We start from the raw sequence: 12195 nt of genomic DNA on the forward strand, positions 1-12195 counted from the left end.
ACCCCTCACCGGGAACTGCGCACCCCTCACCGGGAACTGCGCACCTCTCACCGGGAACTGCGCACCTCTCACCGGGAACTGCGCACCTCTCACCGGGAACTGCGCACCTCTCACCGGGAACTGCGCACCCCTCACCGCGAACTGCACACCGTCCGCGGTGCCGCGCTGCCCGGGGCGCCCTGTGCGTCCTGCACCCGCTGAAGGTCCCGCAGCAGGCCCGCGGTGCCGGGATCCTGGCCGGCGGCGACCCGGGCGATGGTCTGCAGGACGGCCTCGTAGAAGGCGTCCCGCACCGCGGGTGCCATCACGTCCGAGGCGTCCAGGCAGCGCGGGCCCGCCCGGAGCCGCTCGGCGATCTCGCGTTCCACCGCGTGGTTCTGCGGGTTCACCTGCCGGTTCGCCGAGAAGAAGTCCGCCGAGTCGGCCCACTCCTGCTGGCCCTCCTTGGAAGCCAGCCGCCGGACCAGGTCACGGGCCTCGGAACGGCCGCTGAACAGTGCCGCGAAGTCCCCGGTGACCTCGTGGGCCCGGACCTGGCCGCCGCCGGGCAGCAGCGGAGCGGAGTCCGTCAGGTGCGCGTGCGGCGCCTCGGTCTTGTAGAAGGAACTCGCGAACGACCCCTGGTGCTCCAGACCGCATCCGCCCCAGCCGTCGAACAGCAGCCCGTCGCTGTCCGGGGCGCCGCGGTGGTCGGTGAGCAGGGCGTGCCGGGCCCTGGCCCGGTCCTGCCCGAGCAGACCGGCCCAGGCCTGCCAGGCGGAGCGCACCGGAGCGCTCCGCCACGCGTCGCCGGCGCCCAGCGCCCACTTCTCGTACACGGCCGGCCCGGCCCGTTGCAGCACGAGGTCCTCGATCCAGTCGGTGCCGGGCCAGCCGGAGGCACCGTCGTCCCCCATGCCGATGCACCAACTCCGCAGCGGCGCGGGCGAGGCGGTGGGCCTCTCGCCCCGCCGGTACCAGACGATGCTCTTCAGATCCGCCTTGACCGGGACCCAGTACACGGACGCGGAGGCCGCGCCGGTCGCGTTCCAGGGGGCGCCGTACTGCCGTGGGTCGTAGAGCCCGTTCAGTGGCTTGAGACGGTTCTGGCCGGCGTACTCGGCGAGTTCACCGATGCCCGGCATGATCACGATGTCCGGGGGCTCCCCCGACTGCACCTTGGAGAGCAGCACCTCGCGCTGGGCGGCGGTGCCCTGGTAGCGGAAGGGGATGCCGAAGCCCCGCAGCACGGCCTCGAACTGCTCCGCCTGCTCCCCGGTCCAGGTCCCCAGGATGGTCACCGGCTCCCGGTCGTCGTGCCGTGCCCAGACCACCACCAGCCCGCCGGCCGCGATCAGCAGCATGACCACGAGCACCACCAGCACCTTGAACCGCCGGGTCACCGCCGCCTCCAGTAGTCGCTGTCGAGCCGGAGCCCGAGGCCCAGCGCGGGCAGGACGACGACCAGCAGGCCGCCGACGACCGTGCCCCGGTACATCCGGTCGGTCCAGCCGCCGTCGGTGAGTTCCTGCCGGACCTCCTCCGACTTCTGCGCGACGCTCTGCTGCGCCCCCGCCAGCCCCGGGCCGGTGTGCCGGGACCGGGACACCTCGGTGATCTGCCCGAGGTCGCCGAGCGCCCTGTCCAGACGGTTTTCGGTGGCCGACGTCGTCAGCAGCGGGAACACCGCGAGCAGCACGGTGAGGACGAAGGCCGCGAGCAGATACGGGTTCCAGTCGCGGCCGCACCGGTCGCGCAGCACGAACAGCGCCGAGAGCAGGGTCGCCGCCAGCGCGGCCAGGGCGAGTTCGGCGAGCCACCAGCCGGCCCGCTGCCACCGCCCCATGGTGGCCGTGGCTTCGGCGTGCCGCAGCTGGACCCGCTGCAGTGCGTCGAGGCGGGGCGCGAGCCCGACCGTGCTGCGGGTGAGCAGCGAGTGCGCCTCGTCGAGTTTCTGCTCCCGCATCAGCGGCTGGTCGCGGTACATGGACGTGCCCAGGTTGAGCGAGTTGCCGTAGGTGGCGAGCAGACCGTTGACCGTGCCGAGGTCCTGGTCCGTGCGGTCGGCGATCCGGGACAGGCCCTGGTCGGCGGCGGACAGCTGGGACCGGTAGGTCTCGCCCGAGCCCGCCACGTCGACGAGGTGCGTCGTCACCAGGGCGTGGGCCTCCTGGTCGGCCCGCAGCGCCGCCAGCCGGGTGGCGGCGAGCCCCTGCACGGCCGGCGCCTCACGGGCGGCGAGGGCCGTGGCGCCGCGCTGGGTCTGCCGGTAGGAGAAGAACAGGGAGGTCGAGGCCACGGCGGCACACAGGAACAGCACCAGCAGATGCGTCTCCAGCAGCCGGCGGGTCCGCCAGTGGCTCAGCCGCCCGCGCCAGAACGCGGCGGGGGAGTACGGCCGTTGCAGGGCCGTCCGTACGGTCGTCACAGCAGCTTCTCCCCGCAGACGATGCAGTAACGGGCCTCGCTCCCGGCCCGGCTCCGGCAGGTGCCGCAGCGTGGGCCGGGCGGTGCGTCGACGAGGTCGGCCAGGGGGCCGCCCGGGCGGGAGCCGGCCCGCAGGATCATCGGGCCGAGGGCGCCCGCGTCCACGGCGCGCAGCCGGATCCGCCCCGCGGCCGCGTCCTCGATGTCGGCGACCGTACGGATCTCGTCCAGCACCCAGTCCGTGCCGAACCGCGCCGCCAGCTGGGCCGCCTGCGCCAGGCACTCCAGGGCGGTGTCGGGCCGGTGTCCCTGGAGCGCGGTGAGCCCCTCGCGCAGCGCGCCGCGCATCCGGGCGGTGGCGTTGAGGCTGCGCACACTGCCGCCGCCCGCCGGGCCGGGCGGCGCGGACTGGCGGGGCAGGCGCCAGCGGGCGACGACCGGCACGTGGACGTCGGCGACGGAGACCATGGCGAACTGCAGGTCGGTCTCCAGCGGGTCGTCGTCGGCGTTGGCGACCAGGGTGAGCAGGTAGTCGCGGCTGCCCTGCTCCCACTGGTGGGTGGAGAAGCTCCAGCCGCGCGGCCGGCCGGACCGGGGCAACCCGACGAGTCGGTGCGGCCGCGGCGCCTTCTCGCTGAGCGAGACCTGGCGCACCGAGGGGCACACGGTGACCTCGATCGCCAGTTGGGAGGTGCCCGCCCGGCGCAGCCGCGCGATGGCGTCGGTGACCGCCCGGCCGAGACCCTCGTCCACGAACTGGGCGGTGCCGTGCAGCCGTTCGGCGATGGCCAGCAGGGGATCAGGAGGCCAGTCGGCGCCCACCGCGAACACGTCGCAGGTGAACTTCCCGGCACAGGCGTCCAGTTCCTCCTCGAGACGCGTCTCGCCGGCGGCGCTGCTGCCGTCGGTGATCAGCACCAGGTGCGGCACGGACAGCGGGCGGTCGGCGAGCAGGGCCCGCGCCTCGGCCGCCCAGGGGGCGTACCCGGCGGGACGCGGACCGTCCCGGTGCAGCGGCAGCGAGCCCACGGCGAACGCGGCCCGGCGGCGCTGGTTCTGGTCGGCGACGGCCCACGTGTCGTCGCCCCGCGGATAGCACCGGACCGGCTCGGGGCCGCCGCCGAGCACGGCGAAGGAGATCCGGTCGGGCAGGGCGCGCAGCGCGGCCGGCAGGGCCTGGCGTACGGCCGCCCGGTTGGACTCGGCGACGTCCACGGCGATGATCACGGCGAGTTCGACCGCGGGCAGGTCGGTGGGGGCGCCGTCGGCGGCCACCTCGACCCGCAGATGGGCCTCGATCTTCGCGCTGCGGTGCGGGCGCAGGTCACCGTCGAGGTCGACGTGGAGTCGGATGCCCGGCTGCGACGGCCGGGTGTGGCTGCTCATGTCCTCCGTCACCGCTCCTTCCCTTCGTCACCGAGGACACCGCGTCTGCGGCGCTGCGCGGCTGCGTCGTGCCGCCCGGCCCTGTCGTGCCGCCCGGCCCTGTCGTGCCGCCCGGCCCTGTCGTGCCGGGTAGTTCGGTCGTTCCGCCTGGTCGTTTCGTGCCGTGGGGTGCTCGGGTGCTGCCGTGCGTTTGTGCCGTGCCCTGCGGTGCTCGTGTGCTGTCTGCGTCTGCGTCTGCGTCTGCGTCGTTCGGTTCGGTTGTGCCGGGTGGTCAGATCCGGGTCTGTGGTCGGATCGCGTGCAGGAGGTCCACGAGGTGTTCGTGGGTGGCGGCCGACTCCCGGTTCCAGGCGGCCAGTTGCCGGTAGAGCGACTCCAACCGCCTGCGCTGCTCCCGCTCCGGCGGGGTCAGGCGTCTGAGCCGGCGGGCGTCGAGCCGGCCTGCGCCCGCGCCCGCAGCGCCGGTCCGGTCGCTCTGGTGGTGCAGCGCGTCCAGCTTCCATTCGTGCAGCTCGGTCCGCAGCCGCAGCGCCTCGTCCTCGGACAGGCTCGGCTCTCCCGCGCCCGGTCCGCGGCCCACCAGGCCGGGCAGCTCGGCCAGCGCCGCGTCGACCTCGGCGGGCGCGGGCAGCGGCGCGAAGTTCCTCGACGGCGGACCGACGTCCTCGGGCAGCCGGGCCGCGCGGATCCGCAGGGACGCGATCCGGGCCACGGTGTGGTCCAGGGTGCCGGGCCCCACCCGGCCGAGCACGTCGAGGGCCGCCCGCCGGTCGCCCGCGCGCAGCGCCAGCCTGGCCAGCCCCAGCGCGGCGCCGCCGTGCGCCGGGTTGCGCGCGAACACCGCCTCGTACAGCTCCCTTGCGGTGGGTCCGTTGCCGTGGTCGCCGAGCCGCTCCCCGCAGTAGGCGAGGGCCAGCTTGGGGGCGTACTCGCCGGGCAGTTCGAGGTGGACCCGCAGGAAGTGGCCCTGGGCATCGGCGACTTGCTGTGCGGTGTCGTGAAGACCGGCGTGCCGCAGCGCGAGCAGCGCGCGGTGCCACTCCAGACGCCACCGGCGCACCGCGGACGGCCCGGGGATGGAGTCGGCGGTGTCGAGCTCCGCCTGGGCCAGCTCCAGGTCGCGCCGGGTGTTCCGGCCCAGCAGGACACGCACGTTGTGCAGGCAGATCTCCACCGAGGCCGGTTTCTCGTCCTCCTGGTCGAGGAGCAGCCCGGGGTCGTAACCGCTGCTCACCTCGAACCGCGCGGTCTGCGGGTCGCCCGGGTAGCGTCGTGGCACCGGCAGACAGCCGGCGATCTCGGTGGGAGTGGGGGCGCCGAGATCGAGGGCGGGAGCCAACGGCGGCTCGTACCGGTCACGGCGGGGCCGCTCCAGCCAGTGCTCGATGCCCGGCACCGTGCCGAGCCGGGCGCCGAGCAGCTGGGGGGACGGACGGAAGTAGTCGGAGGGCTCGGGCGGGTCGCTCTTGCCGCGCAGGGCCCGGATCTCCCGCAGCGCGCCCCGCAGTTGGCCCGCCATCTCGCGGGCGTCGGCGAAGCGCCGGCCGGGGTCGGTCCGCACGGCTCGCTCGACGACCTGCCAGAAGGAGCCGGTGCCGAGGCCGGGTACCTCGTCGACGGCCCAGTGGGCGAGCTCCCGCAGGGTGACGCCGACGGTGTGCAGGTCGTGGGCGACGGTGGGCAGGCCCGAGAACGCGGTCTCCGGCGCCATGTAGTCGTTGGTGACATGGGCGGGCGGCTGGCTCTGGCCCTCCTCGCGCATGCCGCCGAGGTCGATGACCTTGACGCCGTCCCCGTGGTGCACGACGTTCGAGGGCTTCATGTCCCCGTAGACGAAGACCCGTTCACCGCCGGCGTGCAGATGCGCCAGGGCTTCGAGGAGCTGGCAGCCGTATGCCGCCACGTGCTCGATGTCGAGCACCGACTCGCCCCGCCGGGTCTCCTCGACGACCTTCTCCAGGGTGCCGTCGCCGACGTCGTCCATGACGATGTAGCCGCCGGTGATCTCCCCGGTGCCGTCGCCGCGGGCGACGAAGTCGCGGATCTGGACGATCCGGGGGTGGCGCATGGCGACCAGGTTGCGGCGCTCGACGTCGGCGAGCCGGGCGCCGTCGTGCTCGTACCGGTTGAGCAGCCCCTTGACGGCGACGACGTCCCCGAGATGGGTGTCCTCGGCGAGGTAGACCCAGCCCTGGCCGCCGTGTGCGATGGGCCCCATGATCCGGTACTGGTCGCGCAGCAACTCGCCCTCGGTGAGCTCGGGTTCGTACGAGTACCGCTCGCCGCACGCCGGGCAGTACCCCGTGATGGGCACCGGGCCCTCGGTGTAGGGCGGGGCGAAGGTGATCCCGCAGTCGGCGGCCGAGCAGCCCATCCGGATACGCAGCGGTGTCTCCGTACGGACGAGGCGTTCCTCGGCGGGGCGCGGTGCGCGGTCGGGGAGCGTGAGGAGGCCGCGGGGGCCGAGGTCCCCCGGGTCGTCGGGCAGGGCGGGCAGTGCGGGACCCCGCTCCGCGCGGCCGCACTGGTCGCACCAGCCGGTGGGCAGGACCGAGCCCTGGCAGCGGGAGCCGTCGAAGTTCCGGTGCGGGCAGCCGGGCATCCTCCCCTCGTCCTGCCTCCCGGCCCGGTCCGGGCGGTGCCCCCGCATCACCGGCCTCCCTGCCGGTCCAGGTCGGCGCGCAGGGTTCTGAGCAGCGCGCGCAGCCGGGGAAGTTGCTGCTGCGGGTCCGGTAACGAGCCGATCCGGCGGAGTTCGGACCGGCGCAGGTCGGCCGTCTCGGTGACGGCGTCGAGGGAGGCGCTGCCGACGACGTCGCGGCGGACGGCGTTGCCGAACTCGGCGAGTCGCAGCCGGCCGAGCAGCGCGTCCGCGTGGCCGAGGAGCGCGGGCCGCAGCAGGTCGTCTCGGGCCGCGTTCCAGCCGGTGCCGCCCTCGTGACGGAAGACGAGCAGCAGCCGGAAGCCCAACACCCGTAACCGCACGAGGAGTTCGAGCAGCGGGCCGGGCCGGGGCTCCTCGTCGAGGCCGTCGACGACGACCGTCACGGGCCGGACGGGGGTGGGGGTCGCGCCCGTCGGGTGGCGCGCGGTGCCGAGCAGCCAGTCCCAGTACGCGAGGTACTCGCCGACCGGGAAGGAGATCCGGCCCAGGGCGTGGTCGGCCAGGTGCGGTCTGCTGTCGCCGCCGCGATGGACGATGTCGGCACGGTGCAGCAGATGGCGCAGCGAGCGGTCCTTGCCGCTGCCCGGGGGCACCACGGTGATCTTCACCGGGTCCTCGTCCGGATCGTCGTACCACCGGTCCAGTCGCTCCTCGAAGCCGTGGTCCCAGGCGTCCGGGCTGCTCAACTCCGACACGACGGGGGAGAGTTCGGCGATGCGGTCGACCGGAACCAGATACGAGAAGGCGAGCCGGTTGTCCTCGGGCAGCAGCTGGGCCATGTCCCCGCGCCAGCTGACGACGAGGCCGACCACCCGGGCCGGACGACCCTCACGGGGCCGGGTGCACACGGCTGCGCCGCTGAAGCCGGCGCGCACCACCTCGGCCTTGGTGACGGCGTCGAGCTGTACCCGCTCGCCGCTGGCGCCGCCGATCCGGCCCCACAGGCTCATACCGTCGTCGAAGCCCTCCGCGTACCCGGTCGTGTACACCTCCGTGCCGGCCCTGAGCACGGGTTCCAGCGGAGCGGGGCGCGCCTGCGGACGCGGACTGTCGAGCCGTAACACGGCGACGTCCTCGCCGTGTCCGCCCTCCCGGAGCCAGCCGCCCGCCATCACCCGGGCGGCCACCGGTTCCAGCGCGCTGTTCTCGGCGAACTCCAGCCACATCACGGCATCCGGGTGGCGCACCACGTGCGCACAGGTCAGCGCCGTGTGCTGGTCGACGAGTACACCGGCCCCGCAGACGGGGCCGTGCGCGTCCTCGCGTCGCAGCCTGAGTCTCCAGTCCGCACGCAGTTCCCCCATGCTGTCTCACACTACGCGCGGGGCATCGCCCGTCCCTAGACTTGTGACCGGGTTGCATCGGTCAATCAACGGAAGCCGGCGGTGTGTTGTCATGGGGGATCCGGAACCGATCGGTCTCGCGGAGGCCATCGGCACGGTGCGTGCGGAACTGGCCCGGGCCCAGGCCGAGGGCGCCGAGAGCGACTGGCGGTTCAGCGTGGAGCAGGTCAGCCTGGAGTTCTCGGTGCAGTTCCACCGGGCCGGCGAGGGCGGTGCGGGGCTGCGCCTGGGTGTGGTCGAGGCCCGGCTGGGCGGCTCGGTGAGCCACGACTCCACGCACCGCATCCAGGTCGACCTCAAGCCGCTGCCCCGCCCCGACGGCCGCCACCACGAGGTGAGCCGCGAGGGGGACGGTCCCCTCTCACGGGGGTGAGGGACGCCCGTTCGGGGACGTCGCTGACGGCCGGACGCCGTGCGCAGAATGGCTCGCGTATGCGGGCACCGCACGAGTGAGGCCACAAGATGACACGCCCAGGCGGCACGGCTGCTCGACATCGACAAGGGGACCTGTCGCGAGATCGCACAGCCGGTGCGGGACCTGGCGCTCATCCACCGGCTGACGCCGGCGCGGACGCTCGCGCAGGCGAGGCCGGCGGTCGAGCAGGTGCAGGACTTCCGCGGCCGGCCGGCGCGCCGGGAGGGCGTCACGGCAGCCGGGCGCACGGAGTCCCCGGAACACCTGAGGACGTTCCTGAACTCCCGGCCCGGGTGCCCCCGGACCCGTTGTGACCACGCGACACCGCCGACCGGAGTGTGACGATGACCGACAGCGCGCCCACCGTCCCGATCGAGGACCCGGGTTTCTACGTCGACGATCCCTGGCCGGTTTTCGCCCGGATGCAGGAGGAGGCGCCCTTCTACTACTACGCGCCTCTCGACACCTTCGTGGTGACCCGGCACGCCGACATCCGGGCCATCGCCGGCCTGCCGGAGACCTTCGTCAGCTCCAGGGGCCTCTTCCTCAACGACGTCAAGTACCAGGCGCAGGCCGGGGACGAGCTGATCACCGACAGCTTCTTCCCCCAGGGCGGCGAGCAGGTCGGTACGACGGACCCGCCGCGCCACGCGGAGCTGCGCCGGGTGATGGCCCCGGCCTTCTCGGCGGAGGCGATCCGGCGGCTGCGGGAGGCGCTGACGCCGGACGTCCGTGACCTCGTCGCCGGGATAGCCCAGGACACCGTGGTCGACTGGGTGTCCTACGCCAACCTGGTGCCGATCAACGCCGCGATCCGGATGATCGGGCTGCCCCACACGGATTTCGAACGCGTCCGGTTCTGGAGCGACGAACTGGAGAAACTCGCCGGCGACGTGACGTTCGAGGAACTGCGGTCCGCGGCCGCCGAGTTCCAGAGCCTCCAGCGGTTCATCGCGGAGAGCCTGGAGGCCAAGCGCCGGGACCCCGGCGACGGCGACCTCCTCACCGTCCTGCTGACCGCGGAACTCGACCGGACGAACGTGTCCGAGGCCAACGTCGTCATGTTCGCCATGACCATGCTCGCGGCCGGCAACGACACGACCCGGTCCCTGCTCGCCGGCCTGGTCCACCAGCTGGCCCGGCACCCCGACCAGTGGGAACTGCTCCGCCGGGACCGTTCGCTGATCCCCGCGGCGGTCGAGGAGACCCTGCGCTACGTCACACCGGCCCGAGCGATGCTGCGGACCGCGACGCGGGACGTCGAGATGGACGGCCACCAGGTCCGCGCCGGACAGCACGTGTACCTGATGTACATGGCCGCCAACCGGGACGAGTCGGTGTTCCCCGACGCCCACCGGTACGACGTCACCCGCGCCGAGAGCGTCCGGCACCTGGCGTTCGGCGCCGGCATCCACCACTGCATGGGAGCCCGTCTCGTCCGGGCCGAGGCTCCGATCGTCCTCGACGCACTCCTCGACCGCTTCTCGGGAGTGACGGCCGCCGCCGAGCCCACACCGGTCATGAACCACATCCGCAACGGCTGGACCAGCATGCCGGTGGTCTTCCGCACCTGAAACCGGCGCTGACTTCACGAGGGCTGGGCCGCGACGGAGCGGCGCCGAAGTGCATGCCCTTCGGCCCCGAAATCGTCATCGACGCAAGCGCACCACCTCCGGACCGGCTGGTCGCTTTCACCGGCCGCGACCCCGCTTGGGCGCCCCCCCGGTTCAGCTGCGCTGATGAGCGCCTGCGGCGTAGTCCTCGCTTGACGGACCGGCGGGGCGGGCGGCAACTGCCGCCCGCCCCGCCGGTCCGTGCGCCCTGGATCATCCGCACGCCGAGAACGGCCGGGGGCGCTGCCTCGTCAGCAGGCTCGCGGCCCGCTGGGCGGTGTCACCCCGGCCGGACTCCGCGCCGGGCAGGACGCTGTGGGCCGGGGTCAGCCCCGTGCGACTGCGGGTTCGGGCTCGGCAGCGGGCTCGGGCGCGCTTTCGCTGAGGCCGAACCGGCTGTGGAATCTGCGCAGGAAGCCGGGCGCGTACCAGGCCGAGCCGCCGAGCAGGCGCATCGCGGCCGGGACGAGGACACCGCGGATGGCGACGGCGTCGATGAGGATGGCCAGCCCGCTGCCCAGGCCGAACATCTGCATGAAACTGAGCTTGGCCGTACCGAAGGCGAAGAAGCTCACCGCGAGCAGGCAGGCGGCGGCGGTGACGATGCGCCCGGTGTGCCCGAGGCCGTTGGTGACGGCGGACTCGGTGTCCTCGCCCTGGTCGTGGAGTTCCTTGATCCGGCTGGTGACGAACACCTCGTAGTCCATCGACAGACCGAAGACGATGCAGAACATCAGCACGGTCATCGACATCTCCATCGGCTGCGCCGTGAAGCCGAGCTGGGAGGAGAGATGGCCGTCCTGGAAGATCCAGGTCATGACGCCGAGCGTCGCCACCAGGGTGATCGCGTTCAGGGCCAGGGCACGCAGGGGCTGCACGACACTGCCGGTGAACAGGAAGAGCAGGACGAACGTGGTCAGGACGACCAGGCCGATGGCGAGCGGGAGCTGGCCGCTGATGGAGTGCTTGGCGTCGACCAGTTCGGCGTCGATGCCGCCCACCAGCGGGTGGGTGCCGGGGGGCGGGGTGAGCGCCCGTACGTCGCCGACCAGGTCCTGTGCCGCGTCGGACTTGGGCGTCAAGGAGCTGACGACGCTGATCCGTTGGCCGTCGGGGCGGCTGAGGTTGGCGCTGCCGGGACCGGCCGCCGATTCCTGCCCGTGGGTGTAGGTTCCGGTGCTGGTCTCGACCCGTACCACGCCCTTGAGCTGGGACAGTTGATCGGCGTACTTGTCCAGCGGGGCTTTGCCCACGTCCTGGCCGACGTTGTGGCCGATGACGATCTGGAGGGCGGCGTTGTCGTTGCCGTCGAAGTTCTTCTGGAGCGTCGCGGAGACCTGGCGGCTCTCGGCGTCCTTGGGCAGCACGCGTTCGTCCGGGGTGCCGAAGGTGATGCCGAGCAGCGGACTCGCCGCCACCAGCAGGACCGCGAGGACGGGCAGCGCGGTGAGCCCGGGCCGCCGCATGACGGTACGCGCCAGCCGCGCCCATATGGACAGGCGCGTGGTGGCGTTCGCGGTCTTCACCCAGGGCATCTGCCCCTTGTTGACCCGGTGCCCCAGGACGACGAGCAGCGGCGGCATGACGAACAGCGCGCTGACGGCCGCGATGGCGACGACGCCGACCCCGGCGAAGCCGAACGAGCGCAGGAAATACTGCGGGAAGACGAGAAGCGCCGCGAGTGCGGCGGCCACGGTGGAGGCGGAGAACGCGACGGTGCGGCCGGCGGTGTGCACCGTCCGGCGGACGGCGTCCTCCACGCTCGCGCCGGTCGCGAGCTGTTCCCTGAACCGGCTGATCATCAACAGGCCGTAGTCGATGCCCAGTCCCAGGCCGAGAGCCGTGGTGAGGTTGGTCGCCGTGTTCGAGACGCTGGTGACGTCGGCGAGCAGGGACAGTTCGGCGAACGAGCCCAGGATGGCGATGACGGCGATGGCCAACGGCAGCAGCGCGGCGACCACGCTGCCGAAAACGAACAGCAGCAGGATGAGGGTCAGCGGGATCGCGATCAGCTCGGCCAGTTCAAGATCCTCGACCACCTGCGTCGACATGTCGTTGCCGACGGCGGCCACCCCGCCGGCCCGTACCGTGAGCGCCTTGTTGTACGTGCCGTCGTAGTCGTCGAGCAGGCTCGTGGCGTTCTTCTGCTGCTGGGTCGGGTCGCCCTTGACGTGGGCGAGGACCATGGCCTCGCGGCCGTCCTCGGACAGGAGCTGGGCGCTCCGCGTGTCCCAGTAGGAGACGACGTTCGCGAGCGTCTTCTCCTTCTTCAGGCTCGCGACCAGTGCCTTGCCGTTCTGCTCGGCGGACGGGGTGTCGACCCGGCCGCCGCCGGCGCGGACCAGCAGCACGAGGTTGGTCTCGCCA

At 72.9% G+C, this 12195-nt stretch carries 8 protein-coding genes; 2 read left to right on the plus strand and 6 right to left on the minus strand.

Annotated features, from left to right (window positions below):
• Positions 1-131: 131 nt before the first annotated feature.
• From ACWDGI_RS40390 to ACWDGI_RS40410, 5 genes are all read right to left on the minus strand, one after another.
• Positions 132-1382 (minus strand): carbohydrate ABC transporter substrate-binding protein, encoded by a 1251-nt coding sequence (locus ACWDGI_RS40390; RefSeq protein WP_450767985.1) that lies wholly within the window; start codon positions 1380-1382, stop codon positions 132-134.
• Positions 1379-2407, minus strand: coding sequence for a hypothetical protein (locus ACWDGI_RS40395; protein WP_450767987.1), 1029 nt, complete (start codon positions 2405-2407; stop codon positions 1379-1381). Before ACWDGI_RS40395 ends, ACWDGI_RS40390 begins: the two co-directional genes overlap by 4 nt.
• Complete coding sequence (locus ACWDGI_RS40400) at positions 2404-3792, minus strand: vWA domain-containing protein (RefSeq protein WP_450767989.1); 1389 nt, start codon at positions 3790-3792, stop codon at positions 2404-2406. Before ACWDGI_RS40400 ends, ACWDGI_RS40395 begins: the two co-directional genes overlap by 4 nt.
• Positions 3793-4063: 271 nt before the next feature.
• Complete coding sequence (locus tag ACWDGI_RS40405) at positions 4064-6442, minus strand: tetratricopeptide repeat protein (RefSeq protein WP_450767991.1); 2379 nt, start codon at positions 6440-6442, stop codon at positions 4064-4066.
• Positions 6442-7761, minus strand: a complete 1320-nt coding sequence (locus ACWDGI_RS40410; protein WP_450767993.1) for a S1 family peptidase — start codon at positions 7759-7761, stop codon at positions 6442-6444. The genes ACWDGI_RS40405 and ACWDGI_RS40410 overlap by 1 nt, the downstream gene beginning before the upstream one ends.
• 91 nt (positions 7762-7852) lie before the next feature.
• Here ACWDGI_RS40410 and ACWDGI_RS40415 point away from each other — a divergent pair, with 91 nt between their 5' ends.
• Complete coding sequence (locus tag ACWDGI_RS40415) at positions 7853-8173, plus strand: trypco2 family protein (protein ID WP_450767995.1); 321 nt, start codon at positions 7853-7855, stop codon at positions 8171-8173.
• Between the two features lie 386 nt (positions 8174-8559).
• Positions 8560-9789 carry a cytochrome P450 gene (locus ACWDGI_RS40420; RefSeq protein WP_450767997.1) on the plus strand — a complete coding sequence of 410 codons (1230 nt, stop codon included), beginning with the start codon at positions 8560-8562 and terminating at the stop codon, positions 9787-9789.
• A 365-nt stretch (positions 9790-10154) separates the two neighbouring features.
• Here the strand turns inward: ACWDGI_RS40420 and ACWDGI_RS40425 are convergent.
• Positions 10155-12195, minus strand: a 2041-nt coding sequence (locus ACWDGI_RS40425; protein ID WP_450767999.1) for an MMPL family transporter, incomplete at its 5' end; no start/stop codon positions are given.

The sequence above is a fragment of the Streptomyces sp. NPDC001220 genome, assembly GCF_053597895.1.

What these genes read in the sequence shown, in the direction of transcription:
- ACWDGI_RS40400 (WP_450767989.1), bottom strand. Translation starts at nt 3,792, where the DNA reads ATGAGCAGCCACACCCGGCCGTCGCAGCCGGGCATCCGACTCCACGTC.
- ACWDGI_RS40405 (WP_450767991.1), bottom strand. Translation starts at nt 6,442, where the DNA reads ATGCGGGGGCACCGCCCGGACCGGGCCGGGAGGCAGGACGAGGGGAGG.
- ACWDGI_RS40410 (WP_450767993.1), bottom strand. Translation starts at nt 7,761, where the DNA reads ATGGGGGAACTGCGTGCGGACTGGAGACTCAGGCTGCGACGCGAGGAC.
- ACWDGI_RS40420 (WP_450767997.1), top strand. Translation starts at nt 8,560, where the DNA reads ATGACCGACAGCGCGCCCACCGTCCCGATCGAGGACCCGGGTTTCTAC.
- ACWDGI_RS40415 (WP_450767995.1), top strand. Translation starts at nt 7,853, where the DNA reads ATGGGGGATCCGGAACCGATCGGTCTCGCGGAGGCCATCGGCACGGTG.